14 protein-coding genes are annotated in these 22,376 nt (G+C 70.6%); 10 read left to right on the top strand and 4 right to left on the bottom strand.

The window, feature by feature from the left end; genetic code table 11:
* Positions 1–18: 18 nt before the first annotated feature.
* Complete coding sequence (locus GXW71_RS00650; RefSeq protein ID WP_211850340.1) at positions 19–927, bottom strand: LysR family transcriptional regulator; 909 nt, start codon at positions 925–927, stop codon at positions 19–21.
* Between the two features lie 119 nt (positions 928–1,046).
* On the opposite strand from GXW71_RS00650, the gene GXW71_RS00645 reads away from it, so the two are divergent.
* The 7 genes from GXW71_RS00645 to GXW71_RS00615 all read left to right on the top strand — a co-directional run bounded on the left by GXW71_RS00645 (position 1,047) and on the right by GXW71_RS00615 (position 14,045).
* Positions 1,047–1,787: an SDR family oxidoreductase gene (locus GXW71_RS00645; protein WP_211850339.1), complete on the top strand. Its 741-nt coding sequence runs from the start codon at positions 1,047–1,049 to the stop codon at positions 1,785–1,787.
* A 44-nt stretch (positions 1,788–1,831) separates the two neighbouring features.
* Positions 1,832–2,731 carry an SDR family oxidoreductase gene (locus GXW71_RS00640; protein WP_211850338.1) on the top strand — a complete coding sequence of 300 codons (900 nt, stop codon included), beginning with the start codon at positions 1,832–1,834 and terminating at the stop codon, positions 2,729–2,731.
* A 622-nt stretch (positions 2,732–3,353) separates the two neighbouring features.
* Positions 3,354–4,469, top strand: a complete 1,116-nt coding sequence (locus GXW71_RS00635) for a glycosyl hydrolase family 8 (protein WP_211850337.1) — start codon at positions 3,354–3,356, stop codon at positions 4,467–4,469.
* Positions 4,470–4,614: 145 nt separating this feature from the next.
* Complete coding sequence (locus GXW71_RS00630; RefSeq protein WP_211850336.1) at positions 4,615–5,016, top strand: hypothetical protein; 402 nt, start codon at positions 4,615–4,617, stop codon at positions 5,014–5,016.
* Positions 5,017–5,020: 4 nt separating this feature from the next.
* Positions 5,021–5,860 carry a cellulose biosynthesis protein BcsQ gene (gene bcsQ, locus GXW71_RS00625; protein WP_211850335.1) on the top strand — a complete coding sequence of 280 codons (840 nt, stop codon included), beginning with the start codon at positions 5,021–5,023 and terminating at the stop codon, positions 5,858–5,860.
* Positions 5,854–10,362, top strand: a complete 4,509-nt coding sequence (bcsA, locus tag GXW71_RS00620) for a UDP-forming cellulose synthase catalytic subunit (RefSeq protein WP_211850334.1) — start codon at positions 5,854–5,856, stop codon at positions 10,360–10,362. The genes bcsQ and bcsA overlap by 7 nt, the downstream gene beginning before the upstream one ends.
* The gene (locus GXW71_RS00615) at positions 10,359–14,045 is read left to right on the top strand and encodes a cellulose biosynthesis protein BcsC (RefSeq protein ID WP_211850333.1); all 3,687 of its coding nucleotides are present in this window, start codon (positions 10,359–10,361) and stop codon (positions 14,043–14,045) included. Before bcsA ends, GXW71_RS00615 begins: the two co-directional genes overlap by 4 nt.
* A 154-nt stretch (positions 14,046–14,199) precedes the next feature.
* Here the strand turns inward: GXW71_RS00615 and GXW71_RS00610 are convergent, their stop codons facing one another.
* Positions 14,200–14,970: a DeoR/GlpR family DNA-binding transcription regulator gene (locus GXW71_RS00610; protein WP_211850332.1), complete on the bottom strand. Its 771-nt coding sequence runs from the start codon at positions 14,968–14,970 to the stop codon at positions 14,200–14,202.
* A gap of 170 nt (positions 14,971–15,140) precedes the next feature.
* Between GXW71_RS00610 and GXW71_RS00605 the strand changes: the two genes are divergently transcribed.
* The 3 genes from GXW71_RS00605 (at position 15,141) to GXW71_RS00595 (ending at position 19,845) form a co-directional block, all read left to right on the top strand.
* A complete protein-coding gene (locus tag GXW71_RS00605; protein ID WP_211850331.1) occupies positions 15,141–16,712 on the top strand; it encodes an ABC transporter substrate-binding protein in 1,572 nt (523 codons plus the stop codon).
* 102 nt (positions 16,713–16,814) lie between these two features.
* Entirely contained in the window at positions 16,815–18,272 is a 1,458-nt protein-coding gene (locus GXW71_RS00600) for an alkaline phosphatase family protein (protein WP_211850330.1), read from the top strand.
* 121 nt (positions 18,273–18,393) lie between these two features.
* Positions 18,394–19,845, top strand: coding sequence for a replication protein RepA (locus GXW71_RS00595; protein ID WP_211850329.1), 1,452 nt, complete (start codon positions 18,394–18,396; stop codon positions 19,843–19,845).
* 51 nt (positions 19,846–19,896) lie between these two features.
* On the opposite strand, the gene GXW71_RS00590 is transcribed toward GXW71_RS00595, so the two are convergent.
* Both GXW71_RS00590 and GXW71_RS00585 read right to left on the bottom strand, forming a co-directional pair.
* Positions 19,897–21,309 (bottom strand): phospholipase D family protein, encoded by a 1,413-nt coding sequence (locus GXW71_RS00590; protein ID WP_211850328.1) that lies wholly within the window; start codon positions 21,307–21,309, stop codon positions 19,897–19,899.
* Positions 21,306–22,217: an endonuclease/exonuclease/phosphatase family protein gene (locus tag GXW71_RS00585; protein WP_246526166.1), complete on the bottom strand. Its 912-nt coding sequence runs from the start codon at positions 22,215–22,217 to the stop codon at positions 21,306–21,308. The genes GXW71_RS00590 and GXW71_RS00585 overlap by 4 nt, the downstream gene beginning before the upstream one ends.
* Positions 22,218–22,376 lie beyond the last annotated feature (159 nt).

Below are 22,376 nucleotides of genomic sequence, written 5' to 3'. Positions count from 1 at the left end.
GGCACCGCCTCGCCACTGTCAGGCCGATGCCGTCACGCGGTTGTTGGCGGCGAATTCGCGCACGGCCCAGTCGAGAAATACCCGGACCCGCGGCGTGAGCTGCCGGTTGCGCGGGTAGAGCAGCGAGACCGGTGCCGGCGCCGGCGGGCAATCCGGCAGCAGATGGACGAGTGTGCCGCGCGCGAGATCCGCTTCCGCATGGAAGCGTGGCACCTGCGCGATGCCGAGCCCGAGGCGCGCGGATGGCAGGTAGCTCTCCGGCCCCGTCACCGACAGGGTGGCCGGCAGCGTGACCATGCGGGACACGCCGCCTTCGATGAATTCGAGCGGCCGCAGGATGCCGGTCGTCGATGAGCGCAGGCCGATCATGCGATGCCCATCCAACGCCGCGGGATCGGTTGGCATGCCGAAACGGTCGAGATAGGCCGGCGCCGCGCAAGTGAGCCGCTCCAGCAGCGCCACGCGACGCGCCACCATGTCGCTGTCCGGCAGGCTGCCATAGCGCAGCACGCAGTCGACGCCTTCGCGCACCACATCGATCCAGCGGTCGCCCTCGCTCATGATGAGCTCGATCTCCGGATAAGCGGCGAAGAAGCCAGGCAGGCCGGGCAGCAGGAAATGCCGCGCCAGCGTGCCCTGCACCTCGACGCGCAGCGGCCCCTTGGGCTTGGTGCCGGCGAAGGCGCCCTCGGCCTCCTCCAGATCGGCGAGCAGCACCAGGCAACGGCGGTAATAGGCCTCGCCATCCAGGGTGGGGCTGACATGCCGGGTCGTCCGCTGCAGCAGCCGGACGCCGAGCCGCGCTTCGAGCTGCTGCACGGCGTCGGTCACGGTGGACCGGGGCAGGCCGGCGTCCTGGGCGGCGAGGGTGAAGCTCCGCCGTTCCACCACACGCGTGAACACCCGCATTGCGTCGAGGCGATCCATCTTATTGTTCTAAATTACCGGATAGATCTCCCGAATCTTAGATGATTATCCGCTGAACAGAAAGGGTCATTCTCCACCCACCAGCCGAGGTGATCGGCACGAACGAAGGAGATCGACCCATGACCAGCGAAACCAGCAAGGTGGCCATCGTCACCGGCGCCTCCCGCGGCATCGGCGCCGCGATCGCCGAGCGCCTGGCCTGCGACGGCTTCACGGTTGTCGTCAACTATGCCGGCAGCCAGGCCCCCACCGAGGCGCTGGTGCGCAAGATCGAAGCCGCCGGCGGCCATGCCCTCGCCGCCCAGGCCGATGTCGCCGATGCCGAGGCCGTCGCCCGCATGTTCGACGCGGCCGAGGCCGCTTTCGGTGGCGTCGACGTTCTCGTGAACAATGCCGGCATCATGAAGCTGGCAACGCTCGCCGACAGCGACGATGCGCTCTTCGACAGCCAGATCGCGACCAACCTGAAAGGCAGCTTCAACACGCTTCGCCAGGCATCGCGGCGGCTGCGCAACGGCGGCCGCATCGTCAACTTCTCGACCAGCGTCGTCGGCACCAGGCTCGAGACCTATGGCGTCTATGCCGCGACCAAGGCGGCGGTCGAGGTCATGACCGGGATCCTGGCGAAGGAACTGCGCGGCCGCGCCATTACGGTGAACGCCGTGGCCCCGGGACCGGTCGGGACCGACCTGTTCCTGACCGGCAAGTCGCCGGAGGTGATCGAGCGGATGGCGAAGATGAACCCGCTGGAGCGGCTCGGCACGCCCGCGGACATCGCGGCCGTGGTCGCCTTCCTCGTCGGCCCGGATGGCGGCTGGGTCAACGGCCAGGTGCTGCGCGCCAATGGCGGCATGGTCTGAGCCTCGAACCCCCGTCCAGAAACACGCCTTTCGGAGATCGTGTCATGCAACAGGTCATCGTCGTCACCGGCGCCTCCAGCGGCTTCGGGGCGCTGACTGCCCGCGCCCTCGCGGATGCCGGCCATATCGTCTACGCCGGCATGCGCGAGACCGCCGGCCGCAACGCCCCGCAGGTCGCCAAGGCCGCCGCATACGCGGCCGAGCACAAGGCCGACCTGCGGACAGTCGAGCTCGATGTCGCGAGCGATGCCTCGGTCGAGGCCGGCATCGCTGCGATCATCGCCGAGGCCGGGCGGCTCGACGTCGTCATGCACAATGCCGGGCACATGTCCTTCGGCCCGGCAGAGGCCTTCACGCCGGAGCAGTTCGCGGCGCTCTACGACATCAACGTGCTGAGCACCCAGCGCGTGAACCGGGCGGCGCTGCCGCAGCTCCGCAGGCAGGGCCGCGGCCTGCTGGTCTGGGTATCGTCGAGCAGCGCGCGTGGCGGCACGCCGCCTTACCTGTCGCCCTATTTCGCGGCGAAGGCGGCGATGGACAGCCTCGCGGTCTCCTATGCCGGCGAGCTGACGCGCTGGGGCATCGAGACCTCGATCATCGTGCCGGGCGCCTTCACCAAGGGCACCAACCACTTCGCCCATTCCGGCACGCCGGCCGATCAGGCGCGGGCGGCCGAGTATGACGCGGGTCCTTATGCCGGGCTCGCGGAGCGGGCCCTCAAGGGCCTCGCGGCGCTGGAGCCCAGAGACGCCGATGCCGCCGAGGTGGCCCGGGCGATCGTGCAGGTCGTGGACATGCCCTTCGGCAAGCGCCCTTTCCGCGTCCATGTCGATCCGTCGCAGGACGGCGCCGAGATCGTGAACGGCGTCGCGGATCGGGTGCGCGCGGAGCTGCTCCGCCGCATCGGTCTCGAGGACATCCTGATGCCACGCATCAACGGCTGACCAAGGGACCCGAGCGCGCCGTCCGGCAGTGCCTTCCGCCATCGGCGCCGCCGGACGCTGGCTTAACGGCTCAGTAACGCGACAGGGATATGCATGGACGAGGCAAAAGATCCTCGTCAACCCCGGAGCAAAAGATGTCCAGCGCGGTCGCCCTCTCCCAGGTGTTTGAAGCTGGCCCTTGGATCCTGATGGCGATCAGCGTGGTCGCGCTCCTTGCGAGCGGGGCCAAGAACTAGGCCGTACGCGCCGCTGCCCTCCTGCTGGCCGCGCTCCAGAGACTTGCCCTCACGCATCCGCTTCCGGCGCTGTCTGCCCGGCGATTTCCGTCTTTGCTGCCTGGTGCCGCAAAGCGCTGGCGAGATTCGGCCGGTTCCTCCGGTTGGCCGCCCGGGACCCGGGTTTTGATCGATGACGAGGGCCCGCTCCATCAGTCCTCCGTGATGGCGCGGACGGCCGCTTTACGGATCATTTCGGAACCTAGAATACAACCGGCACGACTTCGCCTTGGAAATCAGACCGGGACCACCGGTCTGTCGCGCCCGCTCCGGACACGGTGATCGCGGGCGGGCCGGGACGCGGCGCGGGCTTTCGACATCCAAAGGACGGTTCCGGAACCCTCGCCATGCCAGACAACCCTTCAGCCCGCTGCGACCCCACCGGACAGCTGCCGGCGGACCGTCGATCCCTGCTGGCGGCCTGTGCCGGAGCGGCCGCGTTTACCCTTGGCGCCCGCCCTCGGCCGGCGCAGGCGCAGAGCGACGCAGCCGGCGCATCCCTGGCGCCGTCCTGGCGGGCCTACCGCGCACGCTTCCTCACCCCGGATGGCCGGGTGATCGACACCGGCAATCAGAACGTCTCGCATTCGGAGGGCCAGGGCTTCGGCATGATCTTTGCCGCACGGAGCGGCGATCGGGAGGCTTTCGAGCGCATCTGGAACTGGACCCGTCGTAGCCTTCGGCGTCCGCGCGACACGCTGCATGCCTGGCGCTATCGTCCTATGGCGCAGCCGCCCGTCGACGACTTGAACAACGCCACCGACGGCGATCTCTATATCGCCTGGGCACTGGCCATCGCGGCGGAACGCTGGAGCGTGGTGGTCTGGCGGCAGCAGGCGGCAAGCATCGCGCGTGAGATCCTGCGCAACTGCGTGCGGGATCTCCGCGGGCGGACGCTCCTGCTGCCGGGCGCGGATGGCTTCGATCACGCGGATCGAATCGTGATCAACCCGTCCTACTACGTCTTCCCGGCGCTTCGGCAATTGGCCGCCATCGCGCCCGACCCCTTGTGGCAGAGGCTGGAGGCGGACGGCCTGGCACTGCTGCGCGAGGCACGCTTCGGCCGCTGGGGGCTGACGCCGGATTGGCTGGAGCTGCCGAAATCCGCCGGCGAGGCCCGGATTGCTGCCGGCTGGCCACCACGCTTCTCTTTCGACGCGGTGCGCACGCCCCTGCTGCTTGCCTGGGCCGGCCAAGTCACCGCGCCTTCCGTGAGTGCAAGCCTGCGCTTCTGGCTCGACGGCACCCATGCGCGCGTCCCCGCCTGGGCCGATCTGCAGACCAATGCCGTGGCGGATTTCGCCGCGTCGAACGGCGTCATCGCGATCATGCGCCTACTGACGGCCGCGACCGGTGCGGCGCGGTCCGGGCTCGTCCTGCCGGCCCCGAGCAGGGAGGATGATTATTACGCATCCTCCCTGATTTTGCTCAGCCACGCGGCCGCAGCCGATCTCAATATGTGATCCCTGCAGCGCTTTTTGCGCCCAGGGTGTCCGATACCGTACTACCTCGTTCACGAGAGAGTCCGATCCAGGGATGTTGATTAAGTATTCCTGCTAGCTTTCGGTTCCGATTCGCCCGCGAACGACAGGGGACAGCGACAAGCCGGTGATACAGAAGAATTCCGACCTGGATGTCCGTCGCCTCGCGGTGCGGATGGGTGCCGCGCTGCCAGCCTACCGCTCCTTCCGGAACCGCCCGGCATGGACCCCGATGGCGCCCGCGGCAGAGCTGCCGGAAGCACCGACGCCATCCCCGCCGGCCGATGGAGAGCCGACCGCCGCCGCGCCGGTGGCTGCCGGCATGGCAAGTTTGCAAGCCCTGCTGACGGCCCCGACCTCGAACGCGCCGCCGCAACCGCCGTCGACCCCGAGCGCGCCGCCGCCCGGCGGCTTTCCGCTGATCGACGCCGCACTGGCGGCACGGCCGGCGATGCCGCCTGCGGGCGGGCCCGCCTTCGCAGCACTACGCGACCGCCTGACGGGCGCATCGCAACCGGTCGGACAGTGACGCTGTGCCAGTAATCTGCCTCGCCTCGCCGAAGGGTGGCGTCGGGAAGACGACGATGTCCGCAAATCTCGCGCATGCCCTGCAGCGCGCCGGCCGACGCGTGCTGGCCATCGATCTCGATCCGCAGAACGCCTTGCGGCTGCATTTTGGCGTCCCCCTTGAGGATACCGGCGGCTTCATGGCCAGACTGACGGCCGGCGTCGATCCGGGAGGCGCGCTGCGCGAGACCGCGTCCGGGGTTGCGCTGCTGCCGCATGGCGCGCTCGATATGGCGAGCAGCCTGGCTCTCGCTGTCGCCATAGAGCGGAATCCCGAGCAGATCACCGCGCCGCTGCGGCGGCTGATGGCCGATCCTGGGCTCGTCATCATCATCGATACACCACCCGGCCCGTCGCATGCGCTTGCGGCGGTGATCCCGCTGGTCGACACCTTCGTCGCCGTCCTGCTCGCCGATGCCGCCAGCACCGCCTTGCTTCCCCAGGTCGAGACCGGTGCCTTCCTCGGCCAGGGCACGCTTGCCTCGCTCTTCGCCTCGCGTCTCAGGATCATCATCAATCAGGTGGACCAGGCTTCCCGCCTCAGCTTCACCGCGGCGGAGGCGGTCGCACGGCATCTCGGGCCGAAGCTGCTCGGTGCCGTCGCGCGCGACGAAGCAATGAGCGAGGCGCTGGCCTACCAGCGACTGCTGCTCGACTTCGCGCCCGCCAGCCGGGCAGCCACGGATCTCGGCGCCATTGCCCAGGCTTTGGTCGCGCTGCTGCCGACACCCGTCGCCGCCTCTCAGCCAGCGGCCGGACCGCCGCCCCTGCTGGATCCGTCGCGCTGGGGACAGCGATCATGGTGACTGCCCTGCGGGTGCCGCTGCACGCTCGCCTGCTCATCCTGCTGGCCATACTGGCCGGCGCGACCCTGCTATATGCCTTCGTGACCACATCCGTGACGGCCACCGAGCAGGCCTGGATCGGGGCCGGCACCGTTCTGGCCTTCGTGCTGCTGAACAGGATCAAGGGCCGCCGGATCTCAGTGCTTCTGGCGGTTCTATCAGTCGCAGTCACGGCCCGCTATCTCACCTGGCGGCTGTTCGACACCATTGAATACGAAGGCTTCTGGCAGGGCTTCTTCATGACCGGCCTGGTGCTTGCCGAGATCTACGCGGGCATCGCGTTGCTGCTCGGCTATTTCCAGACGCTCTGGCCATTGCCGCGCCGGTCCGTGCCACTGCCGAAGGACCCGGCCGACTGGCCCAAGGTCGACATCTACATCCCGACCTACAATGAGAGCCTCGATGTGGTGAAGCCGACGGTGCTCGCTGCGCTCTCGCTCGACTGGCCGCCAGAAAAGCTCTCGGTCTACATCCTGGATGACGGCCGCCGCGCCGAATTCCGCGCCTTCGCCCAGGCCTGCGGCGCAGGCTACATCATCCGGCCGGACAACAAGGGCGCCAAGGCCGGCAACATCAATCACGCCACCCGCCTCACCGATGGCGAATTCATCGCGATCTTCGACTGCGACCATGTGCCGACGCGCGCCTTCCTGCAGTTCGGCATGGGCTGGCTGGTACGCGACCCGAAGCTCGCGATGGTGCAGACGCCGCATCATTTCTACTCGCCCGATCCCTTCGAGCGGAATCTCTCGGCCGGCCTCGATGTGCCGAACGAAGGGCTGATGTTCTACGGCGCCGTGCAGCCCGGCAACGATCTCTGGAATGCGACCTTCTTCTGCGGCTCCTGCGCGATCATCCGGCGCACGGCACTCATCGGCGCCGGCGGCGTACCGACCGAGACGGTGACGGAGGACTGCCACCTGTCGCTGCGCATGCAGCGGCAGGGATGGAGCACGGCCTATCTCAGGATGCCGCTCGCCGCCGGCCTCGCGACAGAGCGGCTGATCATGCATATCGGGCAGCGCATGCGCTGGGCCCGCGGCATGCTGCAGATCGCCCGCACCGAGAATCCGCTCTTCGTCTCCGGCCTCAGTCTGCCGCAGCGGCTCTGCTACTTCTCGGCGATGTTCTACTACGGCTTCGCGATCCCGCGCGTGGTGTTCCTGACCTCACCGCTCGCTTTCCTGCTGCTCGGGCATTCGGTCATCGCGGCCTCGCCGCTCGCGATCATCGCCTACGCGATGCCGCATATGATCCACGCAGTCGCGACCGCGAGCCGGATCTCCGGCAGCGTTCGGCATTCCTTCTGGAGCGAGATCTACGAGGTCGTGCTCGCGCTCTGGCTGGTGCCCATCACCATCGCCACCCTTTGGAACCCGAGGAAGGGCAAGTTCAACGTGACTGACAAGGGCGGCGTGCTGCAGGAAGGCTATTACGACTGGCAGGCCGTCTGGCCGAGCGTGGTGCTCGCCTCTTTCCTGCTCCTCGGCGTCGCGAGCGGGGTGCGCGGGCTCCTGGTCAATCCGGCCGGCAGCCTGGAGTTCCAGGCCTATGCGCTGAATGGCGCCTGGGCGCTGCTCTGTCTGGTGCCGGTGCTGGCCGGCATCGCGGTGGGACGAGAGCGGCGGCAGCGACGCAGCCGCGCCCGCCTCAACACCGCGATCCCCGCCACGATCATCCTGCCGAACGGGGAGAGGCTGCCGGGCGTGACGCGCGACCTCTCGCTCGGCGGCCTCGCGATCATGCTGGACGAGGCAGCCGGCCTCAATCCCATGACGCCGGTCAGGGTCGAGCTGGATGCGGGGTCGGAGTGGGTGTCGATCCCAGCCATGCTGCTCGACAATGACGGCCTCGAGGGGCATCTGCGCTTCGAGCCGGCGGACCTCGCGGACGAGGCCGAGATCGTGCGCGCGGTCATGGGCCGCGCCGATGCCTGGGTGGATTGGGACGAGCATCGGCACGACAAGCCGCTACGCTCCCTCGGTGAGGTGGTCCGCGGCGTCGGCGCCGTTTTCACCGGGGTCAGTCTGCGGGCATTGCGCGGGCGCCCGACCGGACAGCGCCGGCAGACGGTCGCGCAACCTGGCCGGCTGCCCAGCCGTACCGAGGTCATCCGTCCGCGTGCCACGACCCTCGGCATCCTCGCCGCCCTGCTGCTCGTCGGCGCCGCCGAGGCGCAGCCTCAGCCACGCCAGCAGCCCCCGCAGCAGCTCCGCCTTCAGTTGCCGCCGGCGCAGATGCCGGAACCGGATGTGCCGCTCCCCCAATTGCCCACCGCACCGGCGGTGGCCCCAGCCGCCGAAGCGCCGCCGCCACCCACCGGCAGCACCCGGGAACTCACCTTCACGCTGCGACAGGGTGGCGGGCTGCGCGGGCCGATGCAGCTTCGCGGCACCTCAGACCTGCAGGGCGTCGTCTTCGGCACCCGCGCGGACGAGGTCGTCACCAATGCCCGGCTGGTCGTGAGCGGTGCCACCTCCCCCGCCCTCATTCCCGAGCTCAGCCAGGTCGTGGTGACGCTCAACGACCAGTTCGTTGGCGTGGTGCAGCCGCAGCGCAACCGCCCCGCTTTCGGGCCGACCGAGTTCCCGCTCAATCCATTGGCCTTCTCCGACGTCAACCGGCTGAATTTTCGGTTCACCGGCCGCTATGCGCCGGAGTGCAACGACAGCCTGTCGGGACTGCTCTGGGCGACGGTCAGCGACCTGTCCACGATCCATCTCACCCTCGCGCGGCTGCCGATCCCGCCTGACCTGGCGCGACTGCCGGAGCCGTTCTTCGATCCTCGGCAGCTCCGCCTGCCTCTGACGCTGCCCTTCGTCGTGCAGGAATCCTCGCCGCCCGAGTTGCTGCGCGCCGCAGCCATCGCCGCATCCTGGTTCGCCGTGCGCGCCGGCTACCGCGGCGCCTCCTTCCCGGTTGCCGCCGGCGCGCCGCCGACCGGCCACGGGGTGGTGATCGCCACCAGCCAGACCGGCGTACCGGGCCTGGACCTGCCTCGCTTCAGCGGTCCGACCATCGCACTGATCCCCAATCCCAATGCCCCGGAGGGGCAGTTGCTGGTGATCGGCGGCCGCACTCCGGCCGAAGCGGGGCGCGCGGCGACCGCGCTGGCGGTCGGCCAGGCGGCCCTGACCGGCACCATCGTCGAGGTCGAAGCCGCGGAACCGGCGACGCGGGCGCCCTACGACGCACCGCGCTGGCTGCGCGCCGATCGGGCGATGCGCTTCGGCGAACTGGTCGACCCGAGCGATCTCCAGGCCTATGGCTATGCGCCTGGCACCATTGCGGTGCCGCTGCGCACCGCGCCCGATCTCTATACCGGGCGCAGCGGCCAATTGCCGGTCTCGCTCAGCTACCGCTCGCCGCCGGCATCGCTGCTGGATCTCGCGGCGGCGCGCCTCGATGTCGGGGTCTCGGACAGCTACGTGCGTTCGGTGACGCTCAGGGACCAGGACTTCACCTGGCCCTTCGATATCGTCGCGCGCTGGGCCGGGATCCAGCCGCGCGCTTCGCATGCGAGCGTCGGCATCCCGCCCTACCTGCTGTCCGGCGACAACGAGCTGCAGCTCCGCTTCGACATGCGCCCCTTGGCGCGCGGCGACTGCACGGCGGTGCCGGGCGATATCCGGGCCGCGATCGATCCGGAGAGCACCATCGACATCTCCGGCGCGCACCGCTTCACGCAACTGCCGAACCTCGGCTTCTTCGTGACCTCAGGCTTCCCCTTCACCCGCATGGCCGATCTCTCCGGGACTGCGGCGGTGCTGCCGGACCGCCCAACATCGGCGGAGGTCGCGGCCTTCCTGTCGGTGACCGGGCGCATGGCCGCACAGGTCGGCCTACCGGCAACCGGCCTCACCGTGATCCGCCCCGGCCAGGTGCAGACCACGCACGACAAGGACCTGCTGGTCTTCGGTGCCCTCAGCCGGCAGCCGGCCATCGCCGCGCTGATGAGCGATGGGCCGATCCGGATGGAGGCCAACCGGCTCACGGTCGCGATGCCGGACATGCTGGGCCAGTTCCGCCAGCTCTTCCTGCCGGCCACGCGCCGTGGCCAGCGCAGCCGCGCCTCGACCTTGCTCGCCGCATCGCCGGAGCAGGTGGGGACGATAATCGGGCTCGAGCATCCGGCTGCGCCCGGGCGCTCGGTCGTCATCATCTCCGGCGCCACACCCGGCGGCGTGGAGGCGATGGCGGCGGCGATGCGGAACCCGGCGCTCGGCGCGCGCATCCAGGGCGACCTCGCGGTGCTGAACGACAACCTGGTCGAGAGCTTCCAGGCCGGCGACACCTATACCGTCGGCAGCCTGCCCTTCTGGCTCTGGCCGCAATACTTGCTGGCCGGCCGCTGGGAGTTGCTGCTGCTCACGGCGCTTGGTGCGGCTTTGGTGCTGGCGCCGCCGATCCACTGGGCACTGCGGCGGCGAACTGCGCGCCGACTGCGCGGGAGAGCGTCATGAAGCCGAGCCTTCGCCTGCTCTGCGGCGTCGCGCTGCTTGTCTGCGGCGAAGCCGCTGCCCAAGGGGCGGGCCCAGCCGCCGATGGGGCGATCGCGGCGCTGCTCGCACAGGGCGATTACTGGCGGCAGCAGAACCGCCCCGAGCTGGCCCTGCCGCGGTATCAGCGCGTGCTGAGCGTGGATCCCAACAATGCCGCGGCGCTGGCGGGCGCCGCGCAGGTGCAGCTCGCGCTCGGCGACACCGCGGCGGCCGAGACCCTTACCTCCCGTTTGCGGCAGGTGACGACGCGGGATGATCCCCGGCTCACCGGCCTGGAAAGCGCAGCCCGCGCGACGGGTATCCGGCCGGAAGCGCTGGCCGAAGCCCGACGCCTCGCGCAAACCGGGCGGGGCCGCGAAGCGATCAGCCAGTACCGAACGCTGTTCGGCGGCGGCACGCCGCCGGACGAACTCGCCGTCGAATTTTATAGCACCCTCGCCGGCACCGAGGATGGCTACCGCGCCGGGGTCGCGGGCCTCGCGGGCGTCGCGCGTCGCACGCCCTCCGATGCCCGCGCCCAGCTCGCCTACGCCCAGGCGCTGACCTGGCAATCCGCGACGCGCGCCCAGGGGATCGAGCGGCTGCAGGCGCTCGCCCGGCTGCCGCAGGGCGCCGCGGCGGCACAGCAGGCCTGGCGGCAGGCGGTGCTCTGGTCCGGCCCGACCGAGGACGCGGTGCCGCAGCTCCAGGCCTATCTGGCGCAATACCCGGATGATGCCGCGGTGCGCAGCCGACTGGCCGAGGCGCAGGATCCGACGCGCCGCCTCGCCATGCAGGCCGGCGAGCAGCGGCAGCGCGGCTTCGCGCTGCTGGAGGCGAACCAGACCCGGGACGCGGCCCGCCAGTTCGAGGATGCGCTGGCCCGCAACCCATCGGATCCGGACGCGCTCGGCGGGCTCGGCATCGTGCGCCTGCGGGAAGGGCGGGCGGCCGAAGCCCAGGACCTGCTGCGCCGCGCGATCGCCGCCGCGCCGGAGCGCGCCGGGCAATGGCAGCAGGCGCTGGACGGCGCCGGCTATGGGCTCGACCTCGCCGAGGGCCGAAGGCTCGCCCAGCGCGGTGACACCGCCGGCGCCGAGGCCGTGTTCCGCCGCGCCGCCGCGCGCCAGGTGTCGGACCCCGCCGATGCGCAGATCGCGCTCGGCGACATGCTGCTCCGCCGCGGTGATGGCCGCGGCGCGGAGGAGGCCTATCGCGCCGTGCTGTCCCGGCGCCCCGATGCGCGCGAGGCCCTGGCCGGCCTGGCGCGCGCGCTGCGGCGCCAGGACCGCGTTGCGGAGGCCAGTGATATCGAGCGCCGGCTGCCACGCGGTGGCGAGGAACCGGGCAGCGCCAGCGCTAGCATCCGGCGACGGGCCGCGGCGGCATCCGATCCGGCGACCGCCACCGCCCTGCTGCGCAGCGCGGTCGCGGCAAACCCCAGCGATCCCTGGGCGCGGCTCGATCTGGCGCGCCTGCTCGCGCGCCAGGGCGAGGGTCTCGAAGGCCGCGCCATCGTCGAGGATCTGGCGCTGCGCGGCGGCGGCGCCGATGCCGCCTTTGCCGCGGCGCTCTTCGCCGAAAGCGAGGACCGGCTGGCCGACGCGGCCGCCTGGCTCGACCGCGTGCCGTTGCGCGGCCGCAGCCCGGAAATGGCGGCCCTCGCGGCCCGCGCCCGCGCCGCGGCGGAGGTGGAGGCCGCAGTGTCGGCCACCGCCGCGGGCCGCATGTTCGAAGGCCGCCAGCGCCTGCTCGCCATCGCCACCCGGCCGGACCCGACCGGCGCGCTGGTGGCGGCGGTCATCCGTGGCTTCGGCCGCCTGAACGACGTCCGCGGCGCCGAGGAAGCCGCGCGCATCGCCTCCCTCCCCGGCCGCGCGCAGACGCCCTCCGCGCGCCTGGTCATCGCAAGCGCGATGGTGGGTGCCGGCCTGGAACAGCAGGCCATCGCCATGGCGCGCGAGCTGGCCGGCGATCCGCGGCTCTCCGCCGATGAGCGCCGGCAGGTGGCGGCCTTGCAGACCAGCGCCGCGATCCGCACCGCCGATCGCTTGAACGAGCAGGGCAACCAGGCGGCGGCCTTCGAAGCGCTGCGCCCGGTGCTGACGCGCGACCCGATGGACCCAGCAGCCAATGCCGCACTGGCGCGCCTCTACCAGGGGGCTCAGCGCCCGCGCGAAGCGGCGGAGGTGGCGGAGACGCTGCTGGCGCGCGATCCGCGCAACCTCGATGCGCGGGGCACCGCGGTCGATGCCGCGATCGCGTCCCGCGATCTTCGCCGGGCCGAGGCGCTGATCGCGGAAGCCCGCGCCCTGGCGCCTTCCGATGCGCGCGTCTCGATCATGGATGCGCGCGTCGCGCGCGCCGCGGGCGATCCGCGCCGCGCGATGCGCAGCCTCGAGCTCGCCTCCGAGCAGCGCCGCTCCGCGACCGGCGGCGGGCTCGGCACACCGGTCAGGACGGCCGCCGTGTCCGATAACCCGTTCCGTTCCGGCTCGACCTTCGCGGCGTCGACCGTGGCGCCCTCCGATCCGCTCGCGGCCGAGATCGCGCGCGAGGCGCAGCGGCTGCGCGACGAGACGGCCTCGCAGATCGCCTTCGCACCGGGTGTGCGGACGCGGAGCGGCAGCAGCGGCCTCGACCGTCTGACCGAGATCGGGGCGAGCGCGGAAGCGCGCCTGCCGGCAGCAGGCGGTGCGGTGACGGTGCGCGCCACGCCGGTGACCATCGATGCCGGCGCCATCGACCGCGACGTGAACACCAACCGGCGCTATGGCACCAATGCGCTCGCCGGGACCACCGGCGGACCGGCGCCGCGCGACCCTTCGGCGAGCGGCGTCGGTTTCCAGCTTGTGTATCGCCGGGACAATTTCTCGGCCGACGTGGCGTCCTCGCCGGTCGGCTTCCGCAACACGACCATCCTCGGCGGCGTCGAAGTGGCGCCGGCGCTCGGGCCGAATCTCCGCCTGCGGGTGACCGGCGAGCGGCGATCGGTGACCGACAGCGTGCTGTCCTGGGCGGGCATGGAAGATCGACGGACCGGCACCCGCTGGGGCAATGTCACGCGCAGCGGCGGCCATGCGCAGCTCGAGCTCAGCGCCGGCGATGCGACCTTCTATGCCGGCGGCGGCTATTCGATCTTCGATGGCGACAATGTGCGCGACAACACGCGTTATGAGGTCGGCGCCGGCATGGCCTATCGCATCATCAACCGGCCGGAGGAGGAGCTGACCACCGGCTTCAACGTCACGCATTTCGGCTATCAGCGGAACCTGCGCTACTTCACGCTCGGTCATGGCGGCTATTTCAGCCCGCAGAGCTACACCGCCCTGACGGTGCCGATCGACTGGCGGGTGCGCCAGGGCGATCTGTCCTGGCGGCTCGGCGCCAGCATCGGCTTCGCGTCCTTCCGCGAGGATTCCGCGCCCTATTTCCCGAACGATGCCGGGCTGCAGGCGACGCTGGAAGGCCGAGCGGCCGGCGATCCGACGCTGCGCACCCGCTATGACGGGCAAAGCCAGAGCGGCGTCGTGGTCGGCCTGCGCGGCGACCTGGAATACCGGATCACCCAGCAGCTCCGGCTCGGCGGCTTGCTGAGCTTCGACCGCTCGGCCGACTACAACGAGGCGCGCGGCCTGCTCTACGCGCGCTACACCCTGGATTGAGCAGACTGAGAAGGCCCGAGATAATGTCAGCGGATCGGTCGATTGACCGATCCGAGGCCGCGAATGCGGCCCGCGCGTAGTCGCGCGAAGCCAAGCCGGCGGATGCCGGCGCCCGGCGTTTGAGGGGGCCTTGATCGGCTATTGATCAAGGCCACTAGCATAGGCCTGGGAGGATCAGCGCGGCGCCGGCCGCGCGGGCGCACTCCGGGAAGGGATCCGGTGGCAGCCGGTCGGTGACGATCGCCGCGATCCGGTCGAAGCCGTAGAGCGCGTAGCGATCGCCGCGGCCGAATTTCGACGCATCCGCCACCACTGCCAGGCGTCGCGCGCGGCGGCGCACGACCTCCGCCAGATCGAGATGGCCGGCGCTCGGCCCCATCACCCCATCCTCGGCATCGATGGCGCTGGCGCCGATGAGGGCCAGGTCGAAGCGCCGCGCCTCCAGGAAGCGCAGCGCCTCTGGCCCTTCGACCGTGCGCGTCGCCGGATCGAGGCGGCCACCGGCGAGATGCACCTCATGCCGATCACCCGTGGCCAGAAGCTGCGCGATGTCCGGCATGGTGGTCACGAAGCCGACCGAAGCCGGCAGCTCGCGCAGCCGCGCGGCGACCGCCAGCATGGTCGAGCCGCCGCCGAGGAAGACCAGCCCGCCGGGCGGCACCAGCCCGGGCACCAGCGCCGCCGCGCGGTCCTTCGCCTGCCGGTCGCGGTCGGCGCGGCGCAGCACCGGCGGCAGGTCCGGCGGCGTCGTGGCGATCGCCCCGCCGTGCTGCCGCTGGAGATGCCCCGCGCGCGCCAGCGCCGCGAGATCACGACGGATGGTCTTGGCCGAGCAGCCGAACTCGGCCGCGAGAGAGGAGACCTCGACCTCGCCGGCAGCGGCCAGGCGCTCGAGGATGCGTTGCCGGCGGCGGCCATCGAACATGGGCGCAGCCTGCTGTTCGGATGCGCCCGAATCAAAGGACAGTTCCGGGAAATCTGGCCTCTATCGGTCAGATTCGAACGCAATCAGTCACACCGGCATCGGGCAACGGTCACTGGGACGTCATGGCCCGCCCCTATGGTCCGGTGCCGACCTTATCGAGGAGACTTGCCATGGCGCTCCCTACCCCCACGCGCCGCCACCTGATCGGCGGTGCCGCCCTGTCCGTCGCCGCGGCGCAGTTCCCCGGTCGCGCCGCGGCCCAGGCGGCGGCATCCCGCCGCCTCACGATCGGCATGTCGGGCTTTCCGCAATCGCTGGAGCCGGTGCTGTCCAATCAGACCGCGACCCGCCGCGTGGTGCCGCAGATCTTCGACACGCTGATCGCCTTCGATCATACGCGCGGCATGGCACTGCGCCCGTCGCTCGCCACCCGCTGGGAGCGGCTGGATGCGCGCCGCCTGCGCCTCGCGCTACGTGAAGGCGTCGTGTTCCACGACGGCAGCCCTTTCACTGCCGAGGATGTCGCTTTCACCTTCAGCCCGGACCATCTGCTCGGGCCGGGCCGCGAAGGCCGCGTCGTCTCCATGCAGACGCTGGAGCGGATCGAACGGGCGGAGGTGGTCGGCCCGCACGAGGTCATCATCCACGCCAAGGGCGACGATGCGCTGCTGGAGCAGCGGTTGGCCGCCTGGGCCTCCGAGATCGTCAGCCGCCGCGCTTTCGAGGCGGCGGGCTCCTGGGAGCGCTGGATGGCGGCGCCGGTCGGCACCGGCCCCTATCGCCTGGTCGAGCAGCGGCTGGACCGCAATGTGTCGCTGGTCGCGCATGGGGCCTATTGGGGCGGCCGCCCGCCGCATGACGCGATCGAGTTCCGCATCATCCCCGAGCTTGCTTCCCGCGTGAACGCGCTGCTTGCCGGCGAGGTGGACCTCATCACCGACCTGGCGCCCGACCAGTTCGCCGATATCGAGCGGCGGCCGGAGCTGCAGGTCACCGGCGGCCCGGTGCAGAACATCCGCTACCTGATGCTCGACACCAACGACCCGGTGCTGCGCGATGCCCGCATCCGCCGTGCCCTCAGCCTCGCCCTCGACCGCCGGCTGCTGATCGAAGCGCTGTGGCAGAACCGGCTGCCGGTGCCGAACGGCTTCCAATTGCCGAGCTACGGCGCCGCCCATGTCGCGGAGTTCCCGGCACTCGATCATGATCCGGAGCAGGCGCGGGCGCTGCTGCGCGCTGCCGGCTATGCCGGGCAGCCGATCACCTACAAGCTGCTGGCCAACTACTATCCGAACCAGGTCTCGGGCGCGCAGGCGATGATCGAGATGTGGCGCGCGGCCGGGCTCAATGTCCGCATCGAGATGCAGGAGAATTTCTCCCAGATCTACCGCAAGCCGATCCACGCGATCTTCGACAGCTCCTCCACCGCCATCATGCCGGACCCGCTCGGCCATGCCTGGCGCGAGTTCGGGCCCGCCGGCACCGCGCCGCAGATGACCGGCACCTGGAGCAACACTGAGTACTTCGCGCTCGGCGCCCGGCTGCAGGACGCGACCGACGCGGCGGAACGCCGACGCATCCATCGCCGCATGCTGGAGATCATCACGGTGGAGGATCCGTCCTGTGTGGTGCTGCACACCTCCGGCCAGTTCTACGGGAAGCGGCGATCGCTGCGCTGGGCGCCGGGGCAGACGCTCGACCTCGATTTCGGCCCCTTCAACCCGGCCCTGGCGCAGGGTTGAACGGATGACCGCCGTGACTGTCGCAACGCGGCGCGACCGTGGCTGGCGCCCGGCGCCATCCTCCGTCATGGATGGCCGCGCCACGCCCTGGGGAGACCGGATGTGACCCGCACTGCCGACCGCATCGTGATGGTGGTGTTCGATGGGCTCAGGCCCGATGTCGTGACGCCGGACCGCATGCCGACGCTCTCTGCCTTCCTCGGCGAGGCGCGGCGCTTCACTCGCGCATCCTCGGTCTTTCCCTCCATCACCCGCGTCTGCGCCAGCTCGATCGGCACCGGCGCGCCGCCAGCGGTGCACGGCATCGTGCAGAATGCCTTCCCCGACCGCGCGGTGCGCGGCGACCGGCTGGTCGACACCGCCAATCCGGACGATCTGCGCGACGCCGTCGCGACGCATGGCCCGGGCTTCGTCGCAGCGCCGCGCTTCGCCGATGCGCTGGCGGCCGCCGGCAGGCGGCTCGCTATCGTGCACACCGGTTCCGCCGGCGGTGCCTTCCTGCTCGACCCGCGCGCCCGGGCCAATGGGTCCTGGGTCTTCTCGGTGCATGGCCGCGCCGCGACCGAGACGCCTGCCGCCTGGGACAGCGCCGTGGCACGGCTCGGCGCGCCGCCGGCGAAGAGCCTGCCGCAGGCTGGCATGATGGAGTACGGCGCGCGGGTGCTGACCGAGGTCGCCTTCCCCGAAGCGCAGCCCGATGTCGCGGTGCTCTGGCTGAACGAGCCGGACACCAGCTTCCACTATCTCGGCCTCGACGGGCCCGGCACCCGCGCCGCGCTGGCCGCGTCCGATGCCGCCTTCGCGCGCGTGCTGGACGCGGTGCGCTCGGCGCCGGATGGCGGAGCCCGCACCGCCGTCATCGCTGCCTCCGATCATGGCCATATCGCGGTGACCGAGCGGCTGCCGCTGGCCGAGCATCTCGCGGAGCTCGGCTTCGGCGCCGCGCTCGATGCGCTGCATGACGACCTCACGATCTATCCCGGCACTGCCTGCTGCTTCTGGCAACGCGAGCCCGATCCCGCACGGCTGCGCCGGCTGGCCGAAGCGGTGCGGGAGCAGCCCTGGTGCGGCCCGCTCTTCACCCTGGGCGGCAATGGCGTGGAGGGCACGACGCCGGGAGCATTCGACCTCGCGCTCCTCGGCACCGCGCATCCGCGGGCGCCGGCGCTGGTGGTGCAGCTTCGCTCCAGCGGGGCGACCGATCCCTACGGGCTGCCGGGCGTCTCGCTGATCGCCGGCAAGGACCTGCCGCTCGGCGGCGGCATGCATGGCGGCCTCAACCGCGCGGAGATGGTGAACCTGATCGCATTCCGTCTGCCCGACGAGACGGATGGGGAGACGGAGGACCGTCCGGTCAGCCTGATCGACCTGGCACCGACGATTCTCGGGTTGCTGGGCCTGCCGCCGTTGCCCAGCATGGTCGGCCGGGACATGCTGGGCCCGCCGGCGGCGCGGCCCGAACGGCTGTTGGAAACTGGCGCCGGCAGCTACCGCCAGATGCTGCACCTGTTCGGCGAAGGACCAGGTGCGGTGCTGCACCGCGCCTGGTGCCCCGCGTGACCCGTCGCTGAGCGTCGATTGGCGCTGTGTTTCCCGCCTTCGCGGGCCGGCTTGTTGCGCAACGCGACCAGGCAGCGGTAGGCGTCGGGCCTTCCGGACTGCTCCGGGGACACCCGCTTCCGTGACGGCCGCTCTTGCCTGCCCCACGGATGCCGTCTATCTGCGCAGATGTAGCGTGACCCGGAGCCCTCTACGGCCTTCTGCGGTATGGATCGCAGGTCAGCGTTTCGCCCGAACCAAAGCTCTCGTGACCATGAGCCTGAATATTGATCCCCGCGCATCGGCGGTGGACCCTGCGGCGACGCCCTCCGCCGAAGCGACCATCTGGCAGCATGCCGCGTTCTGCGAGATCGCCCTGCCTATTCGCGCCCCGAGGGGTGCCTGGCAGCGCGAGGTCGCGACCGTCGCCATCCAGATCGAGCCCGGCGCCACCGGCCACGCATTGCCGAGCGGGCCGCTCCTGCGACTCGCCATCCTGCATATCTGCGACCGGGCCTTCCGCACCGGCAGCGCCGTCGTCGATCTCGGCGAGAGCGACGCCGTGCTCGCGGCGCAGCTCGGCGTGGACGCCCGCGAGCTTGCGGAGCAGGTGGCGCGCATGCTGGCCGCGAAGATCACGGTGACGCTGGATGGCGGTCCCGCACTCACGATCTTCGACGCGCGGAGCAGGCCGCGCGCCGCCGGATCCGCCTGGCGGCCGAGCATCCGCCTCAATGGCGGCTTCTTCGCGAGCCTGGCCGACCATGTGGTGCCGCTCGAGCGTCGCATCGTGGAGCTGCTGCGGGATCAGCCGGCGGCGCTCGATGCCTATGCGTGGATCCGGCAGACCCTCCGGCGCCAGGCCGCAGGGCCGATCATCACGACATCCTGGGATGAGCTGCTGAAGCGATTCGGCACCAGTTCGCAGGACATGGCCGGATTCAGGCAGGGCTTCGAAGCGGCTCTGCGAGCGGTCTTCGATGCGGATCTCTCGATCTCGCTCGCGGTGGACGATGACGGCGTCAGCGTCGAGCACGCTGCGGCGCGGACCGAGGAAGCCCCTGCCGCCGGCGATCCGGATGCTGCGCCCCCGGCATCGAAGGCAGCGGAACCCGTGCCACCAGCCGTACCGGCTCCACCACCGCCATCCCCCAAGCCGGCCGCCGAGGCAGCCCCGCCGGCCGCCACCGCCGCGATCCCGAGCGCCGAGCCGAAGGCGCCGGAACCCGCCCAGCAAGCTGCAACCAGCCCGCCCCCGAACGGCGGCACGGCGCAGGATACGATCAGCCTGCGATCCCACATGACCGGCCTTACGCAGGTGATCTGGCTGCGGCGCGGGCACGGCCCGGACAGCCCGTTGGTCGGCGTTACCCCCGGCACGCGCTTCGATGCCGACAGGCTGACGGTGCTCGCCGTGGAGCCGATGGTCATGCAGATCAGCGGCGGGCTGAACAAGCAGGATTTCGACCTGGTTTCCGCCTGGGTGATGGTCAACCGGGACCTGATCGACGGTTTCTGGGAAGGCCTGATCACCTCCTTCGAGGAGGTCGGCAGGCGGGTCAGAAAGGTCCCTGCCCTGAGCGCGCGGTCGTAGCCGTCGCTGGAGCATGATGCGCTCGCCAGCGCTCACGCATCACATCACGCTCTATAGCTGCGATTCGATCGGCAGCCAGCGCAGCACCCGTGCCAGCGCCTGGCGCTTGACGGAGGCGTCGGGTTCGGTGGGGCCATACCGCACCGTCACGCCATCATCCCAGGCCAGCCGTCCTGCCGGGGTCAGCCGGACCCGCCAACTCCGCGCGCCACCGGTCAGCCGCCGGTGGTGCCAGCGGATGAGGCGCGCCAATGCCGGGTGCCGTACCAGCACGCCCATTTCCGTGTTGAGGTTCGCCGAGCGCGGATCGAGATTGAAGGAACCGACGAAGACCGGCCCGTCATCCACCACGATCGCCTTGGTGTGCAGGCTGGCGCCGCGCGAGCCGAAGACGCCGGCGGTCTTCTCTTCGCTGCGCTTCAGCTCGAAGATCTCGATACCGGCTGCGATCAGGCGTTCGCGATAGCGCGCATAGCCGCCATGAACAGCGACCACGTCCGTCGCCGCGAGGGAATTGGTGATGACCGCGATCCGTACCCCCGCCCGCGCCATGTCGACCAATCGGGCGGTGCCGGCTTCGCCCGGGACGAAATAGGGGGAGATCAGCAGCGCTTCCCGCCGCGCATTGGCGAGCAGGTCGGTCAACTCCGACATCACGGCGCTGCCGGCGCGCCCACGGGCCTTTTCGGGTGCATCGGAGAGGATGCGGATCGCCTCGTCCTCGACCGCCAGCCCATGCCGGTCCTCCGCCTGGACATCGCGGAGCCGGTCCAGGAAAGGCTGGGCCTCCGGCGATGCCGCCACGGCATCGAGAGCGGCGCGAAGGCGCTTCAGCGCACGCGCGTTGGACCGGATGCGGAGACGCTTGATCGATAGCGCCAGGCGGCTGCGCCAGTAGCTGTCAAAAACGCCGGTCGCCTCGGCCGCCGACCTGCCTTCGACGATCAGGTCTAGGTCGCGGAAATTGAAATCGCCGGAGGCATCGAAATAGCGGTCGCCAATGTTGCGCCCGCCGCAGATCACGAGCTGGCCGTCGGCGATCCAGGCCTTGTTGTGCATCCGTCGATTCAGGTGCCAATTGCCGAACAGCATCTCCACCAGCAGCCCGAGCCGTCCCCAGCGCCGCCAGCGCGCCGCATTGAAGCGCCGGAGCTGCATTCGCGGATGCGCACCGAGGGCGGTAAGATCGGATTCCCGCCCCAGCGCGTACATGTCATCGAGCAAGAGGCGCACGCGGACGCCGCGATCCGCCGCATGCAGCACCTCCCGCGCCAGGAGCTGGCCGGTCAGGTCGCTCTCCCACATGTAGTATTGCAGATCGAGGCTGCGGCGTGCCGCTCGCGCCGCGGCGGCCCGGGCAGCGAAGGCCTCATGCCCGTCGGAGAGCAGCGCGACGCGGCTGGAGGCCGCCGCCACCGGCAACGGCGCGGAACCCGGCTTCGGCAGGGTTCCGGCGTTGCTCATGCAGCCGTTGCCAGGGCCGCCTGGACCGCTTCATGCGCCGCCGCCAGATCGATCCGTGCGCGCAGCGGCAGATGGTCCGAAGCGACGCGCGCCAGGGCGCTGTCATGTACCTCGAGCTGCGAGACAAGGCCGCGCGGGTGGCCGAGGATCTGGTCCAGCGCCAGGAAGGGCAGGCGCGAGGGAAAGCTCGGCAGCGGCTGTCCGAAGGGCCCGAACAGCGGCTCCAGCACCGAGAGAGAGGAGCCGGCGCCGGTGCGCCACTCGTTGAGATCGCCGAGCAGCAGGGTCGGCATCGCCTCACCCTCCGCGATCGCCGTCAGGATGGCGGCCGCCTGCAGGATGCGGTGGCGGCGGAGCAGCCCGAGATGCGCCGCCACGACCCTGAGCGGACCGGTCGGAAATGAGAGTTCCACGATCAACGCGCCGCGCGGCTCCGCGCCGGGCAGGGTCAGGCGCCGGACATGGGTCGCGTGGGCACCGCGCACCAGCAGCGCATTGCCCCGCCAGCCATGCCCGCCGGGCGTCGACGATACCGGGACCAGGTGCAGCCCGGCCCGCCGTTCGACGGTGCCGAGATCCAGCAGCCCGGTCCGGCGGCCGAAGCGGCGATCGGCTTCCTGCAAGGCCAGGACATCGGCATCGAGCTCGGCAATGACGGCGGCGACGCGGCCGGGGTCGAAACGCTTATCGACGCCGATGCATTTGTGAACGTTGTAGGAGGCGGCGACGAGCCCTTCCGCCTTGCCCACGACACGCATCGCCGGCGACATCCCCTTGCGCGCCAGCGCCCCTTCGAGCAGCCGCAGCGCCCCGCGAACCTCGTCCGGAAAGCGCGCCCGACGGCCGGGGGATGGCTGGTCGGCTTTGGCCGCAGGCTGGTCGGATCTGGCTTGGAAGTGCCGGAGCATGGTCGGTCCCGATGAATGGCTTTCTGAACCCCAGCCGCAGACATAAGGCGCGACCGGGAGCCATCCAAGCTAACGTTCAAGCCTTGCCCATTCGACAAGGGTGCCATCCAGCAGATCCGCATCCGGGCCGCAACAGGTCGCGTAGCCCGAAGTCATCGT

Source organism: Plastoroseomonas hellenica (assembly GCF_018129085.1).
GTDB lineage: Bacteria > Pseudomonadota > Alphaproteobacteria > Acetobacterales > Acetobacteraceae > Plastoroseomonas > Plastoroseomonas hellenica.
Note: the sequence above shows the minus strand (reverse complement) of the source record. Positions and strands in the feature narration are given on the sequence as shown.